This window comes from Rhodothermales bacterium (genome assembly GCA_039944855.1).
Lineage (GTDB): Bacteria > Bacteroidota > Rhodothermia > Rhodothermales > JANQRZ01 > JBBSMX01.
This window is the reverse complement of the sequence record JBDUXZ010000012.1, coordinates 1-24,465: the sequence shown is the minus strand read 5'-3', so window position 1 is coordinate 24,465 and position 24,465 is coordinate 1. Positions and strand designations below refer to the sequence as shown.

The 24,465-nt window shown below is 63.1% G+C and carries 18 protein-coding genes and 2 tRNA genes; 6 read left to right on the top strand and 14 right to left on the bottom strand.

The features are described from left to right. Together ABJF88_06780 and ABJF88_06775 are read right to left on the bottom strand one after the other, a co-directional pair. Positions 1-186 (bottom strand): transposase (locus tag ABJF88_06780; GenBank protein ID MEP0546617.1); only part of this gene is annotated, 186 nt, incomplete at its 3' end. 98 nt (positions 187-284) lie between these two features. Further along, positions 285-2,792 carry a CotH kinase family protein gene (locus ABJF88_06775; protein ID MEP0546616.1) on the bottom strand — a complete coding sequence of 836 codons (2,508 nt, stop codon included), beginning with the start codon at positions 2,790-2,792 and terminating at the stop codon, positions 285-287. Between the two features lie 512 nt (positions 2,793-3,304). Here ABJF88_06775 and ABJF88_06770 point away from each other — a divergent pair. The 3 genes from ABJF88_06770 to ABJF88_06760 all read left to right on the top strand — a co-directional run bounded on the left by ABJF88_06770 (position 3,305) and on the right by ABJF88_06760 (position 10,049). Beyond that, positions 3,305-7,195 carry a M36 family metallopeptidase gene (locus ABJF88_06770; GenBank protein MEP0546615.1) on the top strand — a complete coding sequence of 1,297 codons (3,891 nt, stop codon included), beginning with the start codon at positions 3,305-3,307 and terminating at the stop codon, positions 7,193-7,195. Between the two features lie 92 nt (positions 7,196-7,287). Beyond that, complete coding sequence (locus ABJF88_06765; GenBank protein ID MEP0546614.1) at positions 7,288-9,693, top strand: T9SS type A sorting domain-containing protein; 2,406 nt, start codon at positions 7,288-7,290, stop codon at positions 9,691-9,693. 59 nt (positions 9,694-9,752) lie between these two features. Further along, complete coding sequence (locus ABJF88_06760) at positions 9,753-10,049, top strand: hypothetical protein (GenBank protein ID MEP0546613.1); 297 nt, start codon at positions 9,753-9,755, stop codon at positions 10,047-10,049. 130 nt (positions 10,050-10,179) lie between these two features. On the opposite strand, the gene ABJF88_06755 is transcribed toward ABJF88_06760, so the two are convergent. Then, positions 10,180-10,251, bottom strand: a tRNA-Asn gene (locus ABJF88_06755). 105 nt (positions 10,252-10,356) lie between these two features. Next, a complete protein-coding gene (locus ABJF88_06750) occupies positions 10,357-12,327 on the bottom strand; it encodes a M1 family metallopeptidase (GenBank protein ID MEP0546612.1) in 1,971 nt (656 codons plus the stop codon). A gap of 102 nt (positions 12,328-12,429) precedes the next feature. On the opposite strand from ABJF88_06750, the gene ABJF88_06745 reads away from it, so the two are divergent. Then, a tRNA-Leu gene (locus tag ABJF88_06745) sits at positions 12,430-12,513 on the top strand. A 402-nt stretch (positions 12,514-12,915) separates the two neighbouring features. Here ABJF88_06745 and ABJF88_06740 read toward each other — a convergent pair. The 4 genes from ABJF88_06740 to ABJF88_06725 form a co-directional block, all read right to left on the bottom strand. After that, entirely contained in the window at positions 12,916-13,941 is a 1,026-nt protein-coding gene (locus ABJF88_06740) for a TIR domain-containing protein (protein ID MEP0546611.1), read from the bottom strand. Positions 13,942-14,403: 462 nt separating this feature from the next. Then, positions 14,404-15,417, bottom strand: a complete 1,014-nt coding sequence (locus ABJF88_06735; GenBank protein MEP0546610.1) for a cyclic GMP-AMP synthase DncV-like nucleotidyltransferase — start codon at positions 15,415-15,417, stop codon at positions 14,404-14,406. A 260-nt stretch (positions 15,418-15,677) separates the two neighbouring features. Beyond that, entirely contained in the window at positions 15,678-16,625 is a 948-nt protein-coding gene (locus ABJF88_06730; GenBank protein ID MEP0546609.1) for a DUF932 domain-containing protein, read from the bottom strand. 174 nt (positions 16,626-16,799) lie between these two features. Then, the gene (locus tag ABJF88_06725) at positions 16,800-17,477 is read right to left on the bottom strand and encodes a hypothetical protein (protein MEP0546608.1); all 678 of its coding nucleotides are present in this window, start codon (positions 17,475-17,477) and stop codon (positions 16,800-16,802) included. Between the two features lie 254 nt (positions 17,478-17,731). Here ABJF88_06725 and ABJF88_06720 point away from each other — a divergent pair, with 254 nt between their 5' ends. Continuing rightward, on the top strand, positions 17,732-18,754 hold the full coding sequence (locus ABJF88_06720; protein MEP0546607.1) for a hypothetical protein: 1,023 nt from the start codon (positions 17,732-17,734) through the stop codon (positions 18,752-18,754). Between the two features lie 88 nt (positions 18,755-18,842). Then, positions 18,843-19,346, top strand: coding sequence for a hypothetical protein (locus ABJF88_06715; protein ID MEP0546606.1), 504 nt, complete (start codon positions 18,843-18,845; stop codon positions 19,344-19,346). A gap of 149 nt (positions 19,347-19,495) precedes the next feature. Here ABJF88_06715 and ABJF88_06710 read toward each other — a convergent pair whose 3' ends face one another. The 6 genes from ABJF88_06710 to ABJF88_06685 all read right to left on the bottom strand — a co-directional run. Further along, on the bottom strand, positions 19,496-20,044 hold the full coding sequence (locus ABJF88_06710) for a hypothetical protein (protein ID MEP0546605.1): 549 nt from the start codon (positions 20,042-20,044) through the stop codon (positions 19,496-19,498). A 5-nt stretch (positions 20,045-20,049) separates the two neighbouring features. After that, positions 20,050-20,316, bottom strand: a complete 267-nt coding sequence (locus ABJF88_06705; protein ID MEP0546604.1) for a hypothetical protein — start codon at positions 20,314-20,316, stop codon at positions 20,050-20,052. A 178-nt stretch (positions 20,317-20,494) separates the two neighbouring features. Then, positions 20,495-23,176, bottom strand: coding sequence for a bifunctional DNA primase/polymerase (locus ABJF88_06700; protein MEP0546603.1), 2,682 nt, complete (start codon positions 23,174-23,176; stop codon positions 20,495-20,497). A gap of 29 nt (positions 23,177-23,205) precedes the next feature. Continuing rightward, positions 23,206-23,496 (bottom strand): helix-turn-helix domain-containing protein, encoded by a 291-nt coding sequence (locus ABJF88_06695; protein MEP0546602.1) that lies wholly within the window; start codon positions 23,494-23,496, stop codon positions 23,206-23,208. A 243-nt stretch (positions 23,497-23,739) separates the two neighbouring features. Beyond that, a complete protein-coding gene (locus tag ABJF88_06690; GenBank protein ID MEP0546601.1) occupies positions 23,740-24,018 on the bottom strand; it encodes a helix-turn-helix domain-containing protein in 279 nt (92 codons plus the stop codon). Between the two features lie 325 nt (positions 24,019-24,343). Next, positions 24,344-24,465, bottom strand: a 122-nt coding sequence (locus ABJF88_06685; protein MEP0546600.1) for an IS5/IS1182 family transposase, incomplete at its 5' end; no start/stop codon positions are given.

Below are 24,465 nucleotides of genomic sequence, written 5' to 3'. Positions count from 1 at the left end.
GACCGAGTTCCAGTGGCCGAGTGCGGCGGGGAGGTCGCGCCAGGGGCCGCCGTTGCGGGCGATCCAAACGACGGCGTCGAGAAAGCGGCGGTTGTCATCGCCGCTTCGGCCGGGCGTACCGGCTCGACCGGGTAGGAGCGGAGCGAGGCGTTCCCAAGTGGCATCGGAGATCGCGTAGCGGGCCATAGCAGTCGGGGTAGATGACGGCTATGGGATCGGCTGGTGGGAGTCGTGGCTCAAATGTCCACACGACCTAGGCGCTGAGCCGGTTGCGTGTCGGGGACTTACCGGGTCACTACCAGCCGCCGCATCGCGCGGAAGCCGTCGGTCGTCATCACCACGAAGTAGACTCCGCTCGACAGAGTGCTCGCATCCACGGCAAGGCGGTGCGTCCCGGCTTCGGCAGGGCCTCGGGAGAGGACTACCACCTCGCGACCGAGCAGGTCCATCACCCGGACGGAGAGGTCGCCCGGATGGGCGAGCGTCGCCTCGACCGTCGCCGTGCGCGCGGTGAGGTTCGGGTATACGGCGAGCTGCGCTGAGGCCGGCGGCCCCAGCGCCTCGGTGGCTGTCGCAAGGGCGAAGGTGGCCGTGAGCGAAGCGGACTCCGTCAGCACGACCGAGATCGTGTCTGCGCTCGCATCGACCAGGCCAGACCAACCGGTAAAGCGGTAGCCTTCGTCCGGGACGGCAGCCAGTTCCAGAGGCACGCCACGGTAGAAGATGGGTTCGAAGACACCGCCAGTGGCCTCGGGCAAACCATTCAGGCGGAGCGATGCCATCGGCACCCCTTCAGCGTAGACGCGGCCGCCAGCGGTCGTGGTGAGCGTCAGGCGGGCGGAGCCCACGACCTCGTCGAAGTAGCCCGTGACGTGGCTGCGGACCGCCTGTGGCCTCGCGGTCGCGAAGTCGCGCATGATGCCGACGAGCGCGTCCCAACTGGGGCCGAAGGAGATCGACTGCGGCCAGCGAGTTTTGTGGCGCGGGATCTCGGGCGCGATGTTCGTCTGGAGGCTGTCGATCAGCGCGAGGGTACGCTGCGGATCGAACGTGGTGTTCGCATGGGCCGCCATGCGCTGGATGAACCCGTGCCGGAATCCATCATGGGTGAGCAGCCTCCGGAAGAGATAGGTGGACCACGGCGGGTTCGGCCAGCCCGGCCCGTTGGGCTCCGTCGCCAACGCCAGGGTGTTGCTGTCGTATTGCCCGTTCGCGTTTCCACCGAAGCCGAAGTCTGTGTCGAAGAACATCCAGCGCCAGCGGCCCTCGGGCGTCATCGGCCGCCACAGCTTGAGGTTGTTGCCGGGCCAGTCTGCGTTCGCGCTGTAGATCTCCGCGACGAGGTAGGAGAGGTACTCGTCCACGTCCATCCTCGCCTCCACCTGCGCAAAGACATCCGGCGTGTTGAGGTCGCCCGCGAGCAGGTCGTCGAGCGCGTCGTAGTGCTCGGACTGGCCGCCCCACGTGCCTTCGATCAGTTCCACGCTGTCGTCGTCGATGCCGTAGTGGCCCGCGACGTAGTCCTCGTTGAGCTTCTCGCGGAGGTTGTGGATCCCCCAGTACTCGCCGTTCAGGAACACGATCGTCGGGCGGTAGGCCTGCCCGTCGATGTCCATGTGGCGGGTGAGCGTCTGGATCATGCCGTCGCGAAACATGGTGCGCCACCAGTCCTGCGCCGAGCTCCGGAGCACGAGGTCGTCGAAGCTCTCGATGTCCACGTCCTCGAAGAATCGGTAGGCGAAATCCGATGCTCCGTATTGCGAACGGGCATGCAGCGAGAGCGACTTCTGCGGATAGATCCGGCTGCACCCGCCGAAGATCTGAACGCCGGCGCCCTGCTCAAGCGCGAGCGTGTGGCCCCCTACGCCGTCGGGCTCGAAGAAGCTCAGGTGGACCTCGCGTTCCCAGTCTTGATTCCAGTTCACCGGATCCGTGCGACAGCGCCCGGGGATGCCGTTCGTGCCCTCCACGTAAATCCCCGCCTCGTCGCTGAAGAAACCCGCGGGATCCGTCACGAGCGAGACGACCGGCAGCACGCTGCTCTCGCCGACGAAGTACGCTCGCGAGACGACCTCGCTCGGCGCACGCTCGGGTGCGAACGCCGCGGCGCGGATCACGGTCGTCTGCGACAGCGCGAGCGGGCTGGTATAGGCCGGGGAGCTTTCCGTCGGCTCCGTCCCGTCTAAGGTGTAGCGCACCGTGGCATCGGCCTCAGCCGCGATTTCGATGGACTCCGTCCCGTCGTAGAATCCGCTCGCGAGCGAGAAGGTCGGGGGTTCGGCGATGTCGCCGCCTGGGTCGGTGTCGTTGGGTGCCTCGGGGGTGGGGACCGCGAAGAGCGCAAAGGTGTCACTGCCGTCGGGGTAGCGGCCGTACGAGATGTCGGTCGTCTGCTCGCCAAACGAGACGGTGTCGATGACGGCCCCCGAGGCGTCGAAGAGCCCGACCTGCTCCCCTCCGGCGGAGAGCTTGAAGTTGGTGTGCAAAGCCGTGGCGGAGGTATCCCCGTCGTCGGCCCAGACGATGAGGAAGGCCCCGGCGGCGAGCGTCGTCCCGTCGGGGATGCGCCACTGCATCGGCTCGTCGAGGTCGTCGGTCAGGAATGCACCGCCGAGGTCGACGGTCTGTTGCGACGCATTGTACAGCTCGAACCAGTCGCCGAAGTCGCTGAAGTCGGGGTCGGCGAGCGTGGCCTGGTTGGAGGCCAGCACCTCGTTGACCACGACGCCCTGCGCGGACGCAGGCATCGCGGTGGCGGCCAGGAAGAGAAGGAGCAACGTGAGAGACTTCATGGGTACGAAACGGGTCGGGCCGTCCGAATAGGGACCGTTGCAGGACATTCGAAACGCAGGGTGGGGGCGCTGGCCATTGACGCCGGCGGAGCCAAGAAGTGGAACTGTGCGGTCGGCGTTTCACGGGGAGGGCGAGCACACGGTAGCGAAAGGATACACGTCTGAGACCTAGACCACAACCGCTTCTCCTGCGGCGGGCTGCAGGAGGAGGACATCTCTCACAACGCTGCAGGGAGAGCAGGTGTATCGGGCGGCGCTGACTATGGGCTATGGCCCTGCGTGGTGGGTGGGCCTTCGTACCGACGCCGATATTCGCGCGGCTGGCCGCATATAGGACGCTCGTCGGTACGGCGATTTTTTGTTATGTGTTGTGGTTACTGTGGTTTGTATCCTGTGTCTGGTTCTTGCATGCTATTCGATGGCCGTCGTACCATCGACCAGTCTCGTGCTCTCCTCGCCCCCAACGATGTAAGATGATGCGCCGTCGCCTGATCCATCGCCCATCGGTCGATATGCTACAGTCCAGCTTATCGATCGCCCTGGCCGCGCTCCTGCTCTGCGCCCCCACGCAGGCCCAGCAGCGCTCGGCATCGGCCGTAACGGCGGAGGAGTATCTCCAGCGCACGGCCGAGGCGTACGATCTTGCAGAGGCCGATCTCGCCGAACTCGTGGTCACCGACTCCTACGTCAGCCGCAACTCGGGCACGACGCACGTCTACCTCCGCCAGCAGGTCGGTGGGATTCCGGTCGTCGGCGGCGAGTTCACGGTAGCCCTCGACCGGGAAGGGCGGGCCGTCCACGCCGCCGGGCGTGGCGCGGTGCTCGCCAGCCAGCAGGGCCTCGCGGCGAGTCCCTCGCTGTCCGCATCCGAAGCGGCGAATGCGCTGGCTCTCGACGCCGGCCTGGCACCGCCCGAGGCCTTTCGCACACTGCGTAGCGAAGGGGGGCGAGCATCGGTCGTGACGCTCTCGGAGGCGGGCGTGGCGCAGCAGCCCGTGACGGCAAAGCTCGTGTACTACCTCCAGACGTCGGGAGCGCTCGCCCTCGCGTGGGAAGTGGAGTTGGAGGAACGCGGAGCCCCGCATTACTGGCTGGGCTACGTCGACGCGGTCGGCGGTCGCGTACTGGCGCGCCACGACCTGGTCGTTCACGACACCTTCGGCCCCTCGCCGGCAGTCAACTTGTCCAACGACACGGCAGCCGGTTACCCACCTTCAGCAAGTGCGGTAGCGCACTGGGTGTCTCCGCTCGTCGAACTGGATGCGCATTCGGTAGGGGCGTCTCCGCGTCGCGCGTCCGAGTCAGCCAGCTACAGGGTCTATGCGTTCCCCCTCGAATCTCCGCTCTGGGGCACGCCCTCTCCGCCGGGTGACGCACGGACGTTGGTCACCGATCCCCACGACCCGGTCGCGTCCCCCTTCGGATGGCACGACACGAACGGGGTCGATGGGGCGGAGTTCTCGATCACCCGGGGGAATAACGTCCACGCCTACACCGACGTGGATGGGAACGATGTGGCCGACCAGGGCAGCAGTCCCAACGGCGATCAGAACGGGGTGTTCGTGTTCGACTTCCCCGTTTCGCTCACGCAGGATCCCTCGACCTACAGGCCGGCCGCCGTCACCAACCTCTTCTACTGGAGCAACGTCATCCACGACGTGATGTACCGCTACGGGTTCGACGAGCCGGCGGGCAACTTCCAGGTCAACAACTACGTCAACGGGGGCCTCGGCGGGGACGACGTGCGGGCCGAGGCCCAGGACGCCTCCGTCTTAGGCGGCGGCAACTGCAACGCCAATTTCTCGACGCAGGGCGACGGCCTCCGCCCTCGGATGCAGATGTACACGTGTGACATCGCAAGCCCGGACTCGGACGGCGACTTCGACAACGGCGTGATCGTTCACGAGTACGGGCACGGCATCTCCAACCGTCTTACGGGCGGCCCCTCCACGTCCGGCTGCCTCACCGGGGACGAGCAGATGGGCGAGGGGTGGAGCGACTTCTACGGGATCGTATTCACGATGGACGAGGCCGACACCCGCACCACGAGCCGCCCGATCGGGAACTACCTCATCGGACAAACGCAGGCCGGGGGAGGGATCCGGCCCGCCCCGTATAACACCTCCTTCTCCGTCAACAACTACACCTACGGCGACACGAACGGCGGCGGGCTCGCCGTCCCGCACGGGATCGGGTTCGTGTGGGCGACGGCGCTGTGGGAGCTGACGTGGGACCTCATCGACGCTTACGGCTTCGACCCCGATCTCAATAACGCCGACGGCGGGGCAGGCAACCAGATCGCGATGCGTCTCGTGACCGACGGGCTGAAGCTGCAGCCCTGCAATCCGGGGTTCATCAATGGGCGTGATGCCATCCTCATGGCCGATACCATGGCGTTCGGCGGCGCCCACTCGGCAATCATCTGGCAGGCGTTCGCACGGCGCGGGCTTGGCGTCAGCGCCAGCCAGGGATCCTCGGGCTCAAACGCCGACAACTTCGAGGCCTTCGACGTCCCACTCCCGCCCCCGGCCGCGAGCGTCTCGCCATCGCAGATCTACGCCACGGTCGCTCCCGGCGATGCGACGAGCGAATACGTCACCTTGTCAAATATCGCATCGCCGGGGTCGGGCAACCTGAACTGGTCGGCAGAAATCGCGAACACAAGCTCGTCCTCGGTGACATCGCGCCTCGTCCGCGCGCCGTTGTCCGCAGTTGGAGCAGACCGGTCGCTTGGGTACGACCCGGCCGATCAGCCAGAACAGCGCAAGGGTCAAGACGCATTGGCGGGGACCGGGAGCGTAAACCTCACCGGCGGCCCCGATGCGTTCGGCTACACCTTCATCGACTCGGACGAGTCGGGCGGCCCGGCCGTCGTTTTCCAGGACATCGCCAACACGGGGACCCCGGTCTCGTGGACTCCGACGGGTACGTTCCCTGGCGGTGACGAGGGCTTTGACGACATCGGTCTGCCTTTCGGATTCCCGTTTTATGGGACGGAGCGTACGAGCGTTCGGGTCTTCTCGAATGGCTTCCTCACCTTCTCATCGTTCGGCAGCAACTCGTTCAACAACGCGTCACTCCCGAACGCCGCGCTTCCCAATGCCGTCATCGCACCGTTCTGGGACGACCTCGACCAGAGCGCCGGCGGCGCGGTGTATACGGGGACCCTGCCGGACGGGCGCTTCGTCGTGCAGTACGATGCGGTCCCCCTGTTCGGTTCGCCGGGAGCCAAGACGTTTCAGGTGATCCTCGCGTCCGATGGGACGATCGAGTTCCAGTACGAAGCGATGGCGGGGGCTCTCGCCGGCGCGACCGTCGGGATCGAGAACGACGCGGGCACGGGTGCTCTGCCCGTCGTCGTCAACTCTGCGTACGTCACCTCGAACAAGGCGGTCCGCATCGTTCCGCCGCCCGTGCAGTTCTTCGTCTCGCCCGCCTCCGGCTTCGTCGCGCCGGGCGATTATGGCTTCCTAGAGGTCGAGTTCGTGGCCTCGCCTTCGGCCGATGGCATCTACACGGCCGACCTCGTACTCACGACCAACGATCCCGACGCCCCCTCGATCGTGGTCCCACTCGAACTCAACGTGACCTCGAGCCTTGCACTCGGCGTCAGGGTGATGCTCGGGGGCGCGTACGACAGCGCCAACGGAGTTATGCGAACCGATCTAGCTGGAGGAGGCCATCTCCCGTTGGCGCAGCCCTTCGCGTCGAAGGGGTACGCCGGTGCGGAAATCGCGGACGAAGGCGTCTTTGAGGGCTCGGAGCCGCCCGTGGATTGGGTCCTGCTGCACCTCCGCGCCACGCCCGGCGGTGCCACGCTCGCCTCGCGCGCGGCGCTCGTGCTCGGCGACGGCAGCACCGTGGACGTGGACGGGGCGAGCCCGGTCGCCTTCGTCGGTGAGCCTGCGGGCGCGTACTACCTCGTGGTCGAGACGCGAAACCACCTCGCGGTCATGAGCGCGTCGGCCGTGGACCTCTCCGGCGGCTCGGCCTCCTACGACTTCACGACGGCGTTGGCGCAGGCCTACCCCGGCGCCTCCCCGGCGATGCGGCAAGCGGCGCCGGGAGTTTGGGCCCTGTGGCCTGGCGATTTCAACGAGGACGGGCAAGTGACGGCCCCCGATTTCAACGGCTGGAGCGCGGGGACGGCCGCGGGTTCAACGGGCTACGGCGCGGCCGACTTCAACCTCGACGGGCAGGTGACGGCGCCAGACTTCAACCTGTGGAGCGCATCGACGGCGGCCGGGGCCGAGACCGCCGTGCCGCCGCCGGGCTTCGGGCCGGGTGCGTTACCCACGTTCGAGCCGACCGGGCTCCCGACAGAAGCGGGCCCCCGTGGAGTGCCCGCCCTCGGCGGCGCGGACGTATCCGCGCCCGCACCCCGCTCCACCAGCAACCAATAGCACGTGTAGCTGACACCACGTTCTGTTTTGTTCCGGATGCGGTCCCACCGTATGGATTCGCTCTACTTATCACTCCGATGACTCCCGTTCGCATGGTACGTTTTCGTAGCTCCGCCATCCTCCTCGTGCTCGTGGGGCTGCTCACCGCAATGCCCGTCAATGCGCAGGCCCGCTTCATGTCGGCAGGGGCGGCGGACTCCTTCGCGAGTGGCGGCAACGGTACGCAGGCCGTCCGCGCGCGCCTCGTCCAGGACGATGCCACCGTCGGGGGCACGTTCCGGGTGGCCATCGAGCTCCGCACGGAGGGCCTCGACACGAACACCCTCGGCTCCGCCACCGTCGACCTCGACTTTGACCCCGAGCAGCTCTCCGTCACCGGATTCGAGGAAGGGGTGCTCGCCTACGCCCAGACACCCTACAGCGTCAGCCCCAGTCTCATCAACAACGGGACCACCGCCCGGCTCACGATCACAAGTTCGGGCGTCGGGACCGGCGGCTTCGACCGGGACGGCTACGAGGTCGGGTCGGCTTACGTCCCCGTCCTCACCTACGTCTTCACCATCGACGCGGCGTTCGACGAGGCCGATTTCCCCATCGACTGCGCGAGCCTCTCCGTCGGCTACTACGAGAGCCTCGACAACGCCTCCGGCAACGGTGTCATCCTCGACAACTCCGCAGGGGCGGTGCCGATGCTGTCCGTCCGCCCCCTCGCCGTGCGCACGTTCGACCTCACCTCGGACGCGGGCTGGCGCGTGCTCAGCGGCCTCCCCGGCATGAGCCTCGACGACCTCCTCGGGCCCCTCACGACGCAGGGCTTCCCCGGCGCCGACCAGACGGGCTTCTCCAACGTGTATCAGTGGGAGGAGGCGGCGGGGTGGGCCTCGGCCGCTTCGCAGTCGGCGGAGCTCCCCGCCACGGATGGCGTCGCCTTCCTCGCCTTTGCGGAAGACCTCCCGGCGTCGGTCCGCGTGGCCGGCGCGGCGCTCGACGAGGCGTACAGCGCGGGGAGCCCGGCGTCGTGCTCGGCCTTCCCCCTGGCCTTCGGCGTCATGTTCACCGACGGGGGCGCCCACGGTTTCGAGGACGGCTGGAACCTCGTGGGGAACCCTACGGCCTACACCCTCGACTGGGACGCGCCCGGGTGGACGAGGTCGAACCTGACGAACACGCTTTACGTTTACGACCCCGAGAGCGAGCAGTACCTCACGTGGAACGGGGAGACCGGCTCGCTCGGCGACGGGCTGATCGCGCCGCTGCAGGGGTTCTGGGTGAAGGCGACGACGACGACCCCGCAGCTCGTCGCCCCGGAGGCGGCGCTCACCTCCGGCGGCACTTTCTATGGTCGGTCGGAGGCGTTGGCGGCCAACGTCCCAGCGTCGTCTGACGTGGAGGGAGCTGAACTCAGCGCGGCGGTGCTCGGTGCCGGCCGCGCCGAGGGGCCGCAGCGGAGTAGCGCCGTCGTTGGCCTTCGGGTCGAGGGTGAGGTGGAAGGGGTGAACGGGATGGAGGACCGCTGGGCGGCCGCGTACGTGTCGTTCCAGCCAGGGAGCGCGCCCGGGGTGGATCGTTACGACGCCGAGGCCCTCGCCGGGCTCGGGAGCGCGTCGCTAGACCTCTACACGGTGGTCGGTTCCGAAGTCGGTGAAGAGCGCGCCCTCGAGATCGATGCCCGCCCGCTCGCGGAGATCCCGTCAAGCGGAGCGCTCGAGATCCCGCTCGCGTTCGAGGCGACGGCGGGCGGTGAAGTGGTCGGTGGGAAGTTCGAGCTGACCTGGCCCGAGGTCCGGGCGTTGCCCCCTTCCGTTCAGGTCCTGCTCGTCGATACGGAGACGGGAACCGAGGTCGACCTTTCGGCCGCTCGCTCGTACAGGTTCGAGGTGACCCACGATGCCCTCCGCTCGGAAGCGCTGATCGTGACACGGGAGAAGCAAGGAGCGACGCTCTCAGCGCGGGAAGCGGCCGCAGCGATGGAGCATCATGCGGTTGAGCACCACTCGAACAAAGTTGCGCTCGGCTCTGGCCCGGCTTCCGAGCAGGTCGCACAGGTGGACAGCGACCCACAGCATGCCCGGCGTCTCAGCGCGCCCGTCGTGCAGAGCGGGAACCGGACGACGGCGCGCTTCCTCCTCCGCTTCGCACGTGTGCAGGGCCGCTCGGCAGGCACCGACGAGACTGCGGCGACGTCCGAAACGTCCGACGGCGTGGCCAAAGCAGGTACCGAGGCAGCGCTCCCCGAGGCCTTCGCGCTGGAGAGCGTGTACCCCAACCCGTTCGTGTCCCGGGCGACCGTCCGCTTCGCGCTGCCGGAAGCGGCGGACGTCCGCCTCGTCGTGTACGACCTGCTCGGCCGCCAGGTCGCCGTGCTGGCCGATAGCGACCGCGCTGCGGGGTACCACACGGCGGTGTGGGACGCGTCAGACCGGCCGAGCGGGGTGTACGTGCTCCGGCTCGTGGCCGGGTCCCACGCCTTCACACGCCGGCTCACGATCCTCCGCTAGTGCCCACGCTCGGCGCTCCACGCTCACCACCACCGACTCCGACGACTACGCCGTACGCCATGACTTCTCCTCGCAGCACGTTCCTCTCTCGGCACGCCCTCCTCCACGCATGCGCGATGGTCCTCCTCTTCGCCTGGTCCGTCCCGGTGTACGCGCAGGAGATGCCGGCGTGGGCGGCGCCGAGCGACGGCCCCGCTTCCAGCGCCGAGGCCGGCGGGGACGCCGAGCGGCCCCCGGACTTCCCGCCGGCCCCGCTCGACCCACTCGGGCTGGGCGTGTTGGCAGCAGCAGGAGCCGCCCTCGCCGTCCGACGCTTGCGCAACACGGCTGGACATGACGACCGGGGTCGTCGTTAAAGGCGAGGAACGATGGCCTCGTCGTCCCTCGAGGACGTCGCCACGCTGAGCGCGGCCTAGGGCGTGAGCGTAAACAACGAAAGCAAAAAAACGAAGCGGCCCCTCCGCATGGCGAAGGGGCCGCTTTCAGCTCCCCGGGTAGGATTCGAACCTACGACCCTGCGGTTAACAGCCGCATGCTCTACCGCTGAGCTACCGAGGAGTGGACCGCCGGGTGTCTCTCCGGCGGGGTGACGAAGGTAAGAAGCCTCGCCCCGCAGGCGCAAGTTCGCCGCGCCCCTTTTCTGATCATTCATCGAACAGGGCGTCATCCCCCCGTGCCCGGCATCGGCAGTGGCGCACCTCCGGCGCTCCATACGTTGTTCGTCCGATCCACGTCGGGGAGGTAGACCTCGGGGTCGATCTCGACGCGAGCGACCTCGCCGGGCGAGAAGGCAATCGCCGTATCGGTGCGGCCCTCCAGCCATGTCGCCACGGGGATCGTTCGCCGCTCGGTCCGGCCGTCGGCGTAGGTGACGGCGACGGGGGCGGGCATCGGGGCGAGCCCGAGGTCCGCGACGCGCACGCTTACGCCGTCTGCGTCCTGCTCGACGGAGGCGATCGCGAGGTCGACGGTCCACGTATCGAAGAGGGTCGGCGTCCAGAGCCAGTCGAGGTCTTCGCCGAGCACGTCCTCGAATGTGTTAAAGAGGTCGTCGGGGTAGGGGTGCTTGTAGGCCCAGCGCTCGCCGTAGGTCCGGAACGCGTCGGCGAACCGCTCCCGCCCGGCGATGCCTTCGAGCGCGCGGAGGAGGACGGCGGGGGTCGAGTACGACGCGACGCCGCGCGCGGGGCCGGGCGGATACTGGTCGCCGTGGCGCATCGGGGGGACGGCGCGGCCGGAGCCGGCGAGGTAGTAATGCGCCTGCCGTCGCGGGTCCCACGCGTTCGCCTCGGCACCGTAAAAGGCATTGATCCCGGCGTTCGTGAGGAAGCTCGCCAGCCCCTCGTCCATCCACGCGAAGTCGGCCTCGTCCTGCCCGACGATCATGGGAAACCACATGTGGGCGATTTCGTGGTACGTCACCCCGAACAGCCCCTGCGGCGAGCGCGCCCCGCCAATCAGCGTGATCATCGGGTACTCCATCCCCCCACCGATGAGGCCTTCGACGGCCGTCATGTGGGGGTACGGATAGGGAAAGAGGGTGGTCGAGAGGTGCTCGATCGAGAAGCGGGCGTAGGTCGCCGAGCGGTCCCAAGCCGTCGTACCGGGGCGGTAGAGCGTGTGGATGGCGGCGAAGTCGTCGGCCCCGTCCCCGTCGCGGTCGCCGACGTTCGCGCGGGTGGCGTCCCACACGTAAGCGTCGGACGTGCCGAAGGCGAAATCGCGGACGTTCTCGGCCGTGAAGTGCCACGTGAGCGTGCCGTCGGGTGCATCGACGGTGCCTCGCCCGAGGTCGGAGGTGGGGAGGACGGCGATGGGCTCGTCGCTTGTGGTGGCGACGCGGAGCCGGTCACGCACCTCGTCGCGCAGCACCTCTTCCGGGTTCTGGAGCACGCCGGTGGCGCCGACGAGGAAGCCCTCGGGCACGGTGACCCGCACGTCGTAGGTACCGTAGCCCATGTAGTGTTCGCCGAGGCCGAGGTACGGATCGGTATCCCACCCGACCACATCGTCGTAAACGGCGACCTGCGGGTACCAGTAGCCGAGGTAGTACACCTCGCCGTCCTGACCCATCCGCGGCGCGCCGGCTTCGGGGATGCGGAAGCCCCAGCCCATCGAGATCGTGGCCTCGGCTCCAGGAAGGATCGGCTGCCGGGGGCGGAGGTAGAGTTGCGTGCCGTCGACGGTGTACGTGCCGACCTCGCTGCTGCGGCCGGCGTCCGTGACCGCGAATCCGTCAACGCGGACGTTCTCCACCTCGATCCCGCCGGTGACCTCCACCGACCGAGTGCGCGGGACGCCTTCGCGGTGGAGGTTCTGCCGGAGCTTCAGCACGACGACGCCGAGCGTGTCTGGCGAATCGTTGCGATACCGGATGACCGCATCCCCGGTGAGCCGCTTCGCGGTCGTGTCGAGCGCAGCACGGAGGGAGTAGTCGGCGCGTTGCTGCCAGTAGCGCGGCCCCGGTTCGCCCGTCGCGGTGCGGGTGCCCTGCGCGATGGCGCGCTCGAACGCCGGGGGCGTGGGGACGGGGTGGGGGAGGGGGCGGTGATCCTGGGCGGCGGTCGGGAGTGCCGTTGCAGCGAGGAGGGAGAGGAGGAACCAGCGGAGCACGGGGGAATGGGGGGCGGTCATCGAGTCGGTGCGAAGAATACGTGGACACGGTTCTGAGACAACGGCAGAGGCCTCGGCGTGTTGCTTCGCGGGGCGGATCGACAGTAGTTTCACGGTCTGCCTGCCCATGTGGCGGAATTGGTAGACGCGCTACATTCAGGATGTAGTGAGCTTACGCTCGTGGAGGTTCGAGTCCTCTCGTGGGCACAATGAAATGGCCCGATCCGCTGTAAGAACAATTACTTAGCGGGTTGGGCCATTTCGTTTGTCAAGCTATAGATCAAGCCTGCATGCCCGAGAACGAAAGCTATCGTTCCAGCGCAGAGCATCTTCTGGAAGAAGCGTTCAGGCAGGCTCGTGCTGAAGCGCTATTCCACATGTGCTCAAAGTTCAGTCAGATGCCCAAAAGTGAGACCTTTCGGCCTCACTTCTTAGCGCGGGCATGAATCCGTCAGTTCAGCCGATTTCCATTTAGCGCGTGCTCGATGAGCGACGACACCGCGTACTGGTGGTGGCGGAAGTCGCTGACCGTGGGCCGATCTGCGTGTCACGTCACGGCTGGCATAGCATTGAGGAGCCAGCACCAACTCACTCCTCTCCCCATGGGACTCATACACTCAACGCTGCCACGTACTCCTCTGCCCCGGCTGCTTGGACTACGGTTACATCCTCAGGAAGGATGTTCTCGTCTTCAGCGAATAGGGATCGCAGCTGGCGTTCGAAGGCTCGAATCTCTCGTTCCATGAGCCTGTCGCGGTATTCCATATCTCCTCCACCTTCCCAGTACTGATCAACTAGACGAATGACTTGGTGGGACGTAAAAAACGTGGTAGGCACATCAACGATGTGTAGGGGGTCTGCCGACGTGACGCGCGGCACGATGTACACACTAACGTCGCGTCCATTTCTCAGCTTGATCGATTCATTCTGCAAACCAAGCTGGTTGAGGCAGTAGTAGTCGATCTCTTTACGATTCATCAGACGCTCTGGGATGACAACGGCTATCGTGTACCTACTCCCTTGCTCCCATGTAAGTCCAGCATCATGAAAGACCTGAGGACTCTCTATGGATGTAATGAGCGGCTTAACAAAGCTATGTAGGTATCCGTAAGCAAGTCCAAGGGCGGGGAGGTCAGCTTGATGAACGCGCCCCTGAAGACCCTGCACTGCGTGATGCACATCATCCACTGCATCGCTCGTTGCCACAATGTGATCGGAATCAGGCGAGTCATCGTACTCGACCACATTGATGCCCTTGAAATAACTCGGCAGCTTTACTGTACGCGATTTCGGGACTAGAAGGAAAGTCCGGTGTGTTCCAAACCTTGCACACGTAGCTCCCAGTTCGAACACCACGTTGTCGCGAGGCACATTGACCGTCTTGTCAGCGTCATACCGATCATGTTGCACATCGTCAGGACCGGCCACGATAACGGCGAGGTCGAAGTATAGGAGTTGCTTCAAGAACGTGTTGAGCGCAAATGCCTCCTTGTGCCGAAAAAAGCCTTCTCCCCAAGTCTGGACCTTGTAAACGTCCTTACCTCCCTCTTTTAGCTGGCGCAGATTTCTCGCTACACCCTTCGCGATCTCGTACGACTCGCTTGAAGAGAGTATTAGTACCGATAGCTTCAACATTCCAACCCCACCGCGTTTTAATGTTCAGGCCTTTGGCGAAGGTCCATGATCGTCCTCAGGACCTAGCCAATGACCGGTTTGTAGGAAGACCTCGTAGAAGACTATCCACTCATTGATCCAAGGAATGAGAGTCGATGCAATCGATGAATCGCTTGTCCACGGATGCTTTATTGGGTGGTACAAACACAACCTCTCGTCATCTGGATACACATGGATCTTGGGATCGTAGTCCACATGAGGCGATAAGATTTGGACTTTAGGACTTGACCCGAATCGGTGCCAAATCCGAACGTCGTACTCAGCACATTCCTCCAATGGCTGGAACCTACCGCGACACACGAGTGCGTTTCTGATGATCGTACAATCGAGGTGACTGTACCGCTTTGCGATTTCAGACTTTTGCAAGAGCAGGTACTTGTAGACGTTAACGGCTTGCCTTCGGTGATACATCAGATCTCCTTGTCATCCACCGTAGAACTTGTGAGGCTTGTGAGGGACTCCTTCGTTCCTGTTCAATGAGATCGTACCGTCCGCTTGCGTCGATACGTTACCAGCGACGATTGATGCCGCTGCGGTGATCAACTTCGCCTTCTTACTACTCGCGCCGTTCGTATTGGCAGCGGTAGCGAAACGGGGCCCTAGGTGAGCAAACCAAAGCGCTCCGCTATTCTCCTCGTCGTCCTCTTTAACCGCTGCGCTCGCATCTCGGATGAAGTGGTCGAGCGTATCGAGCAGTCCCGCCTTCTGGTCCGCATCGTACCCTCCAAACAGATCGTCATACGGTAGCGCTGGCACAGGGCACGTAAAGGTTTGCGTGAGTGCGGCTCTGACGCTTAGGAGTGTGTTCAGAAGCGCTACGTCCTCTCTGTCGTTGAGGACCTGATTCCTTGCTGCGAGAATGGACAGGGCAAGGCCAGAAGGCATTGGGAATGCTCTAGAATCAGCCCACGCCTTCATGTAGCGGACGATCCTACGCAGTTGCCCCCCCGAATCGCACTGCTTACTGAACCACTCGACGAATTCCCTTGGGTCATCAGGTTGCCACCCCCCCGATTTTGTCGCTAGTTCTGGTGGAGCATCGCTGGGTTTACGATAAACGGGAAAGTCAATGTGATAGTCCCCTGCGAAGATGACACGGACGCACTTCTCCTTATGCTCAGCTGGAGTAGAGGTGTGACCATCGACCGCCTCATGCACCCATCGTTGAAGGGTAGATGAGCTTACTTTACATTCCCTTAAGAAGTAGACCCCATCATCGAGATCACATGTGTCTTCCTTAGTGCGGATTAAGGTTTCGTTCTTGTATGACCCCTGAATGAAAAACTTGGGTTCGTACCCGGAGTGGTTATCTACGAATTTGTTCCTGATTCGTGTTCTCAGATCTTCTCGCGACTTAATCAAAGCACTCTCCTTCGTTGCCGTGATCTGCAGTTTGTCTTTTTGAAAGGCGAGTAACGCAGCGCTTTGATCTGACATGAGCCAAGGGGTATAAGATGTTGTGGTTTGCTTGCCGTAGGACCTGACGGGCTGAAACTCATTTAGCCCGCAATATATCACCTCCCCATGCCAGCCCTGCGTCACATGATCAAGCTATGTAAACACTTAGATCAATCCCGGTCTCAGGGCACCTATGCGCACGGTGATTAATTCACCTGAGCTATCCTGCGGCAAAAACGAGAGCGCCCCTTTCGGAGTACCCTCGTTCTAGGATCCGCCATTCTCGGACCCGATCCGGACTAGTTGATCCGGCTCCCATTGAGCGCGTGCTCGATGAGCGACGACACGGCGTATTCGTTGTGGCGGAAGTCGCTCACCGTCGGCCGATCCGCGTGCCACGTCACCGATGTAGCCGCATTGAGCAAGCCCCAGCCGCTGAGTTCTTCCTCCAAGAGGTAGCGGTCCACGACCTTCCCCCACAACGTCACCGGCATGTTCGGGAGCACGTCGCGCCGGATCTCGCGCAAACGAGACGACGACATCCGCATCGACGCCAACGACCTCGCCGCCATTGCGAACCGGGCGATGCCCCCTTCAGCATGCCGCAACGCTCCCAGCGTCCGCTCCACCTCCGATTCCCACTCCGATGCACCGGGGCCGTGGCGGAACCGGACCTCCTTGAACAGCGACTTCGCCACCATCCCGTTCGAGCACACCAGCCTTGTTAGGTAGACGCCTGCGCTGAAGGCCCGGCTCCCGTCGTAGCTGTTCCAGAACCCCAAGGAAAGGCCTAATACGTCGCCCGGCTTCACTTCCACCGTCTGTGCTTCCTTTGCTGTGAGCCCAAGGAAGTAGCGTTTCCCGTCGAAGAACGTCCGGTCCTTTTCGAAGGGTAAGCCGGAGCGGTGCGCGATCTCCCCAGCCAGATCCCGGACGCGGGCATTCGGGATGAGGAGGTAATCGCCGCTTACGACGCCGCACTCGCGCCAGCCGCTCTCTTCGTCGGGGTCGGCGATGCGGACGGTGTAGCCCGCGCTATCCATGCCGTCGGCCGTCTGGAGCCGCCGCTTCTCGATGGGGGCGTACGGGCCGGATTCCGGCTCCGGATAGAACCGACGATCTGGCGAGGTGATGAGGGCTCGTGGGGTGGTGTGCGTTGACACGAGGCTGCGGTTGTTAGCTGCGCTGCCGTTGGTCATCCCTTTGGCAGTTCCGTTTTGCGGTAGGAGGTACATGGAGTCGTTCATGGTCGTGTTGGTTGGATGGTTGGAGGGTGGCATCGTTGGCGTATCCCAACGGTGCGGGATCGTGCGAGTCCAGCGGTGGGGCAAACACAGAAAGGGCCGAGCAGCATGTTGCCACCCGGCCCTGATCGTGTCGATGCCTTGATCGCATCGTCTTATTGCTGGCTATAGCCCGGCCTACAAACCGGCTTGCAGTCGGACGTAGACGTTGACGCCGAGCGTGTGCCCCTTCGCCTCGTCGCCGGTCACGCCGATGAGGTGGACGGAGACGTGCGCTGGAAGGAGCGGAGCCAGCCACGGCGCGTGCTTGTCCTGTATCCGCCCGATGGCGAGGCTCCCCCAGTAGACCACGACGCCGTTGGGCGTGGCGTGGAGGTCGAGCTGGAGGCCCGCTTGGACCAGATGATCCCGCGCGGCATCACGCAGGGCACGGACGTTGGACTGCACCGCCCGCACCCCCACGAGCTTCGTCGGGATGGACAGCACGACCGGTCCGAGTGAACCGGATGATGCAGCCGAATCATTCTCACCGATGGAATCCTTTCTGCCACTGGAATCCATGTGGCCATAGGAATCTCTCTTTCTGCTAGAATCAACCCAGCCGTTGGAATCCCTCTGGCCGTTTGGGGGATAGCCCGTCCAATTCTGCTGGCGGGCGAGGTAGGTCAGCGTGAACGAGAGGGCGGCGAGGGCTTTCTCGACGACGTAGGCCGGGTCGAGCTTCGAGTTGGCGAGGACGTGCTCCGTCCAGCGGCGGGCCTGCCGGATGAGGGCGTGGATGAACGGGAGCGTTGGGGACCCGTCGAAGGACCCGAACGACGTGGCGCCGTTCTTGGGGATGGCGTGGGGCGGCATGAGCAGTGGGGGTTGCATGGGTTGGAGCCCGTGGATCGGGGTCCTTACACTGCTATGGTGCCGGGCTAAAAGCGAAATTTGCAGGTCACATCGGAGCAACAATCGAGCAAGTCCTAGACCGCCCGCATCCCTACTAATCGTTGTATGCGTTGTATGCGTTGGGTTTGGATAATCCCTTAGGCTTAACTTGCTCCAAATGAGTGACGTGAGGGACCAGCTCGTCAAATACACAACAACGATCCAGACTCGGTTCGATGACATCAACGTTGCAGGAACAAGCGGAGAACTCACTTGAGCGCATCCAACAATTCAACGTCGAGCAACTACCAAGGACGGCGGAGCTGGGGAGCAGTTTTCACTTTGAGGGCGCAGTCCAACCTGCTCGGCGCCTAATCGACCTATATCAACAGTTGCCGAAAACAGCGCTCCGGTACCTACCACACGACTTCCTGCAGCGGATAAAAAATCAGGCTGACGCCGATTTCCAAAGATTGAACCAACTCCTAGAATTTGACCCGAGCACAGAAACGAATCCGACGCAAGTACGCGATGGCTACGTCAATGAGATGGAATCAGCCTACCAGCAGGCGTTTCAGACCTTGCACCCTTCGATTGCCTATGGGGTTAGTCGAGCGGTCGATTTCCAGCGCTTGGAAAATGATGCACGTGCGGTGGTCCAGTCTATCCGAGATGAAGCCGCCGACCTGACTACACAACTAGAGCAGAGTAAGAACGAAGCGACGAAAACTCTTGAGGAGGTGCGCAAGGTTGCTGCTGAGCAAGGGGTGTCACAGCAGGCGATCTACTTCAAGGACGAATCAGAGGAGCACCAGCGACTTTCTGATAAATGGCAAAAGTGGACCATGTGGTTCGCCTCCGGCCTTACTGGGTATGCCATCGCTAGCCTCTTTATTCACAAGATTCCAATCTTAGCTCCAAGCACTACATATGAGGCAGCCCAACTAGTGGCAAGTAAATTCTTAATCTTCGGCGTCTTATCATATCTGCTGTTCTTAGCTTCAAAGAACTTCTTGTCTCACAAACATAACGCGATAGTCAACAAGCACCGGCAAAACGCGCTCATGACCTTTACTGCGCTCGCTGACGCTGCTGGCAGAGAAGAAAGCCGTGACGTTGTGCTCTCTCATGCTGCAGCGTCAATTTTCCTACATCAGGATACTGGCTACTCAAAATCAGGAGGCCAAGGTGCCAACGGTGTAGCGGGGCACTCTCTAATCGAAATCATGCCGAAGGCCGTCGCTCATGGCTCAGAGTGAAGGGCTTGGTTTCCGTTTCGGCAGCTGCACGATATGTGTCGAACATGAAAGCATGCTCTGAGACCCAGCCTCACCCGACTTTAAGCACATGGACTGGACAGTTATTGGAGCCATGATTAGCGCCATCGCTGCTCTCGGCGCTACGATTTTTGCTTTTCTCTCGACCCAGAACTCAAGGAGGCAATCAGAAATCCTAGAAAAGCAGATGGATCTTGATCGACGCTTTCGCAAGATGGAAGTCCATGCAAGACTAATAAGCCAAGGACGGGACATTCAGTCCAGATTACCAGCGGCGGTAGGACGGGATAGCTGGATTCCATCTGAGGAGGACCGCCGCCAGATCACCATGTTCTGGTATCACATTTTCGATGAATGGACAATCTGCAAAGAAGAGGAGTCCGAACTCCACACGCTGTGGGATGAGTATTACAGCAAAGGGGTAGCTTCCGCTCTCAAGATTCCGGCGTTTCGGGATAATTTGAAAGAGCTATTGAAGGCGTCGAATCTCTTTGGTAAGGCAGACAGATTTCATCAGGAGATAGATCGAATTCACAAAGGCGCATTTGGTCATCACCTGTGGCAGGAAGCATGACGGCACCTTAAGCCCTACTCTTGGCACTGGACTGCCATTGCGCTGAGTAGTGAGCAATCTTATTGTTCGACCGGGGGCGATGCTTGGCGCCGTCGTGGTTTGATATTGGATCGTCACCTTACTTACCCAAACGGTGTCGGCCACATTGATTAATCGGGGTACTTCCCCCACAGCCGCCTATACATCTCGCGGAAGAATGGGGCCTGCGCCTCTTCTTTTTCCTTACACCGTCGCTGCGCTTCCGCCTGCTTTCGGCCCATCGCTTCCACCCGGTCTAATTCGGCGGCGTCATCGGGGCGCTCGACCTCCCATCGTGCCCGGATTTCTTCTACCGGCACCCCTTCGAAATCCGCCCGTTCTTGGAGTTCGGCGCGCAGCAGCCCCTCCCGCCGTAGGTCTTCCGGCGTCCCGTCGTTCATCCACGCGGCGCGCACGTCGTCGGAATACGTCTGCGCCAGCGATTCATCGTCGTAATCGTGCGGGGCGGCCACGGGCACGAAGACCGACTTCTTCCGCGTCTCGATGAGCGCGGCGAGTTCTTCCATCGTGTGCTCTTCCCCGTTTCGGGCGATGACCGCTACCGCCTCTTGCCCGTCTTTCTCTTGGATGAAAACGAACTCGATGTCGCAGTTCTCGACCAGCATCCGGTGGCTCTCTTCTATGGCTAGTAGCCTCGTTATCAGTTGTTGTAGGGACATTTCTCTTAGTTGTCGTTCGTTAAGCGCTCTTCGAGCACCTTTAAGCGGGCCTCGAACTCGCACGCTTCGAGCACCTTCGTATAGCTCCCCGCCGCTTGCGTGACGGCGTGGACGGCCCGGAGTTGGATCGCGGGGTCCAACTCCTCGTCGTGGAGAAGGGTGGCCGCTTTCTGCACGGCGCTCCAAAGCACCCGTCGTAGATCTTGGATGTCGCCGCCGTCGAGCCGGTTTTTCCGCTTGGCACGGCGGGCAACATGTGGGTTCTCGTTCATCTATCCCCCCCCTCTCTATTGACCCCAGCCTTTCGCTAGGGGATGGGGAGGAGGGGTAGGACCATCTTCATCACCATTAGGTCTTTTTCTACACCCCGTAAGGGGGTGTCTCTTTCCCTTGGTTGAGTTGTATGGACCCCACCCCCCCCTACCCCGTCAGCATATCACTCGACGCCGGCTACTCGTCGAAGGCTACGCGCCACCTTCTCGCCCCTTTGGTTTGCCCACTCCGCTCCAGCCGCAGCCCACGGTCGCCAAAGCGCGTTTCCAACCGGGTGTTAAACGCCGATCCGATCCGATGCGCCAGACGTTGCACGCCGTCGTTCATCGCGAAAGCGAGGTCGCTCGGCACCGTATCCCGCACGACCGACCTGTCGAACGGGAGCTTCGACACCTCGTCCACGACTTCGCGGACCATGAACTCGCGTGACCCCTTCCAAATGTGGAGCGCTTCGAGGAACGCTTCCCATTCCGCGTCTTCGTCGTCCCCGTCATCCTGCGAAGGGAGGTTCGTGAGGAAGCCCGATATCTCGGCTTTGGCGAGGATGCCCCCGACCGTTCGCCCCCACCGTTCGAACGACCCCATGACGGGCACGTCCACGTCCACCCGAGCGGCGAAGTAAGCCCGGCACAACGTCAGCGTCGCTGCGATGAGCCTGCCCCTGTTGGCCAACGTCCACCCTTCGAGATCGGCGTGCCGGAACCCGGTGCGTTTCCACGGGCAAGACACCTTCGCATCAAGCAGGATCTCGTAGAAGCGGCGGCGGAGGTCGCCGGTGATCGTGACGTTGTTGCCAGTCATCGACCAGACGGCCGTATTGGGCAGCGCGACGTGCCTGCTCTGCCCGAGCACGCGGTCCGACCACGTTGCGGCCGTCAGCAGTGCTTCCAACGAGGCCGATGCCACGGGCCTGTTCACGTTGTCGATGAGGATGATCGGGCTGCCCCGATGGAGGATTGCAGTGATCTGCTTCCGCAGTTCGTCCTCCGCCGCTGGAAGCACCATCGGAGCGGCGTCCCGACCCGTGGCGATCAGCGACACGACGTTGACGATTTTACCCTTGCCCGACCCCCGCTTCCGCGCGTTGACCACGGCGAGCGGCGGCGTGCCGATAAGACCGGGCGGGAGGAACGTGGTCACGAGCAAGGCCACGGCATTCGCTAGACTCGCGTCGTCCGCGAACGGGAAGTCCCCGAACAGGTCGTCCACGATGAGCTTCTTCGCCGCTGCGGCCTCCTCCTTCGTCGGGTATTCCGGCACGAGGGGCACGGCCATGTGACGATCTGCGACGTAGAGCACGCCTTCGCCAGCGTGATAGCCGGGCTGGCATATGACCCCGCCGTCGGACCGGAGGATCGGGGCCTGCACGACGCGCGAAAGCGGGGGCAATGCGATATCGGCGTCGGCCACGATCCCGCGAACAAGCGGATCCGGCGGGTACGAATGGATCGGCCCGTTCCGCGTCGGCTTCACGAAATCGGCCCGCTCAACGAGCAGCTGGCGCACGGCGTCTACGCCGAGCCCTTCGGTCATCGGCGCACCCCGTTCGTCTTCGCGCACGCGCACCATCTCGCCCGCTCGCCGGAAAAGCCGTGGCTCGCCGCCTTGGTTTTCGAGGAGCGCCACGGCCTCGCGGTGGAGGTCGAGCTTGGAGCAATCCGGACCCAACGAGATGATCGGCCGATCCCCGGCCGTCGCCTGCACCTCTTCCATCTGCCTTTTGCCGTTCCACCCACGGGCTTCGCCAACGCCTCGTTCGAGGTCGTTGAGGTTGAGGGCGTTCCCGAGCAAATCTTTCAGCTCAGATTTTTTTGCGGCGTAATCGGGCGCGGGAAGGGCAGCCAGCACCGATGCGGCGTTGTACACCACGGTGGCGTCGGCCCCCTGCTTCACGCGTGAGACGAGCACGTCCGCTCGCTGCTTGGCAGCGTCACTCCCACCGTCCCCGGTGAACCGCAACCACCGGGATAGCTTTTTGGCCACCGCTTCGGGTACGACGTTCGCAAGCGAGCGGAATCCCGTGGTCGCCTCCTCCCCGTGGAAGCGCTCATAGGTCCGCGCTACAACGTCCCTACGTTGGCCGTGCTCCTCGTCTTCCGCTAGGTATGCGATCTCTTCGATGAGCCGCTCAGCTTGCTCCTGCGGTACGCCAGCGCGAGCGAGCATCCCCGCAAAGGCCATCGCTGCGTGCTGCCGTCCGCCCTCCTGCGGCCAATGCTTCGCCACAAGCGAGCAGGCGGCGATCACTTCGACGTGGCCAAGAAGTTCAGCGAGCGAGATCTCGTGGACCTTGCCGATGTCGTCCCATCGAACGGGTTGTCCGCTGGGGTGAATCGACGGCGGCACCATCGTCTGCCCACCGTCGCTCCGGAGTTCGACGAGCACGTTCCCGGCCGGACTCTTGAATTGCACCGTCCTCGTCGGCTCCGCGATGCGGTAAAGGTAGTGCGACCGCTTCTTCGTCCCACGCCCGAACGTGACCGTTTTCGGCAGCACAATGGGCGCTATCGCGATGGCTTCGGGGCAGTCGAGGTCAACGTCTACGACGCCGCCGGAGAGTGAGCCGAGAATGATGCCGACGTTGTTGTTCGCCTTCGCCATCACCTCGATGTCTTCGATGGTGAACCCGTTCTGCCAGTCCGAAGTGAACGGGCATTTATCGCGTTCTCTTAGGAGTACAGGCCGGATGCCGCGTTTGTCGAAATACCGTGCGGCGGATAGGGCGTCGTTCGCTTCGACCACTTCTGGGCCGAATACGATCTGTTGGTCGTTCTGATACCCGTTTCCGGGGGTGCTGCTTTTCTCGTTGTTGGTCCGGCTATTCTCGCGCCCGCCGATCGGGCCAGTGTTGCTTTGCATGTTCTTGTCGATGTATAGCTACCGAGCCCTCAGGCCCGGAGGTTGCCTTCGGACGATGTGTCCTTGGCTTCGGCACCGCGCGTCCTGTTGCGCGGGCCGTAGGTGGTGTGGCATGCCTCGTAGGCCACGACGTGTTCGCGAGCGAAGCGTCGGCTCCCCCGGATGTAGGTAACGGGCAAAGCCCCGCTCTCGACCTCGTTGTCGACGGTGCGCCGAGAGACGCGCCACCGCTCGGCGAGCTGGTCTTGCGTGAAGAACCCCTCTCTTATATATGTGTCCGAGTCGCAGCTCAATGGCCCGACCGTAGCTCCGTTATTCATGATAATTAGGTGTCAGTAGTCTCAACCAACGCCGCCGGGTCGTGGCCGCCCCGAGCAAAAACGTCCTGCGAGATAAATGTGCAGGGAACGCTAAAATTCGCGCTGGTACGGTCAATTACGCGATTACAAACCGACGCATCAACCCCCACCTCGTCCGGACGAACACCGGCCGATAGGTTCGATGCCGTCGTGGCCCGATCAGCATGAAGGGGATATGTCGGAGTCTGGTGTGGGCGTAGAGTGTTAGCGTTCGAGGAACCCCTCAATGTTCTCCCGCCCGTAGTAAACCCGCCCGTCAATCGTCGTACCTGTCAGACGACCATCCTTCCGAAGCCGCCAAAGCTTCGTGCGGCTGAATCCGGTCAGAGCACGGGCGTCACTCGTGTTCAGCCACTTCGACTGCACAGCCTGCTGCTGGTGCGCGGCAGCGTGCAGTGACTTCAGCTTCTCGTCGACCACGTCCGCGATGAGCGCGCGAAGTTCGGCCTTGCTGACGATGACGAGCGGGTCGGGGGGAGGCATAGGGATCGAGTTGGTTCCCTAGCCAAACGACCCCTTCGTGCTCTAGAGCCCGCAATCGCTATTGAAAGATTGCAATCGCAGCAACGAAGGGTACCCGGTAAGGCCAATTTGTTTAGCCGAGCGAAGCAATCGAGCAAGACTGCCGAACGCTGGGCTAGTCCGAGCCGCTTACGAGCTGGCGAATCCTCGACGAACTCGGCGCTTTATACGCGGAGGTGTCGAAGCCGCTCTGAGCTAAGTGGGCTAGTTCCTCGTCCCAAAGCGACCGGAGCGCCTTGAACCGAGCGGTATCGTATCTGTACTTGTTAGAGACTGTTTGGGGAAGCTAGGCGATGCGTCGAACCATCAACCGAATCGCACTGAGTTGGACCAACGCTTCGCTGACGGCGGGTAGCCGCTCGTAGTCCTTCGAGAGCCGGCGGTACCCGCCGAACCACGCGAACGTTC

What these genes read in the sequence shown, in the direction of transcription:
- ABJF88_06730 (MEP0546609.1), bottom strand. Translation starts at nt 16,625, where the DNA reads ATGAACGACTCCATGTACCTCCTACCGCAAAACGGAACTGCCAAAGGG.
- ABJF88_06690 (MEP0546601.1), bottom strand. Translation starts at nt 24,018, where the DNA reads ATGCCTCCCCCCGACCCGCTCGTCATCGTCAGCAAGGCCGAACTTCGC.
- ABJF88_06735 (MEP0546610.1), bottom strand. Translation starts at nt 15,417, where the DNA reads ATGTCAGATCAAAGCGCTGCGTTACTCGCCTTTCAAAAAGACAAACTG.
- ABJF88_06770 (MEP0546615.1), top strand. Translation starts at nt 3,305, where the DNA reads ATGCTACAGTCCAGCTTATCGATCGCCCTGGCCGCGCTCCTGCTCTGC.
- ABJF88_06725 (MEP0546608.1), bottom strand. Translation starts at nt 17,477, where the DNA reads ATGCCGCCCCACGCCATCCCCAAGAACGGCGCCACGTCGTTCGGGTCC.
- ABJF88_06710 (MEP0546605.1), bottom strand. Translation starts at nt 20,044, where the DNA reads ATGTCCCTACAACAACTGATAACGAGGCTACTAGCCATAGAAGAGAGC.
- ABJF88_06700 (MEP0546603.1), bottom strand. Translation starts at nt 23,176, where the DNA reads ATGCAAAGCAACACTGGCCCGATCGGCGGGCGCGAGAATAGCCGGACC.
- ABJF88_06760 (MEP0546613.1), top strand. Translation starts at nt 9,753, where the DNA reads ATGACTTCTCCTCGCAGCACGTTCCTCTCTCGGCACGCCCTCCTCCAC.
- ABJF88_06775 (MEP0546616.1), bottom strand. Translation starts at nt 2,792, where the DNA reads ATGAAGTCTCTCACGTTGCTCCTTCTCTTCCTGGCCGCCACCGCGATG.
- ABJF88_06765 (MEP0546614.1), top strand. Translation starts at nt 7,288, where the DNA reads ATGGTACGTTTTCGTAGCTCCGCCATCCTCCTCGTGCTCGTGGGGCTG.
- ABJF88_06720 (MEP0546607.1), top strand. Translation starts at nt 17,732, where the DNA reads ATGACATCAACGTTGCAGGAACAAGCGGAGAACTCACTTGAGCGCATC.
- ABJF88_06715 (MEP0546606.1), top strand. Translation starts at nt 18,843, where the DNA reads ATGGACTGGACAGTTATTGGAGCCATGATTAGCGCCATCGCTGCTCTC.
- ABJF88_06695 (MEP0546602.1), bottom strand. Translation starts at nt 23,496, where the DNA reads ATGAATAACGGAGCTACGGTCGGGCCATTGAGCTGCGACTCGGACACA.
- ABJF88_06705 (MEP0546604.1), bottom strand. Translation starts at nt 20,316, where the DNA reads ATGAACGAGAACCCACATGTTGCCCGCCGTGCCAAGCGGAAAAACCGG.
- ABJF88_06740 (MEP0546611.1), bottom strand. Translation starts at nt 13,941, where the DNA reads ATGTTGAAGCTATCGGTACTAATACTCTCTTCAAGCGAGTCGTACGAG.
- ABJF88_06750 (MEP0546612.1), bottom strand. Translation starts at nt 12,327, where the DNA reads ATGACCGCCCCCCATTCCCCCGTGCTCCGCTGGTTCCTCCTCTCCCTC.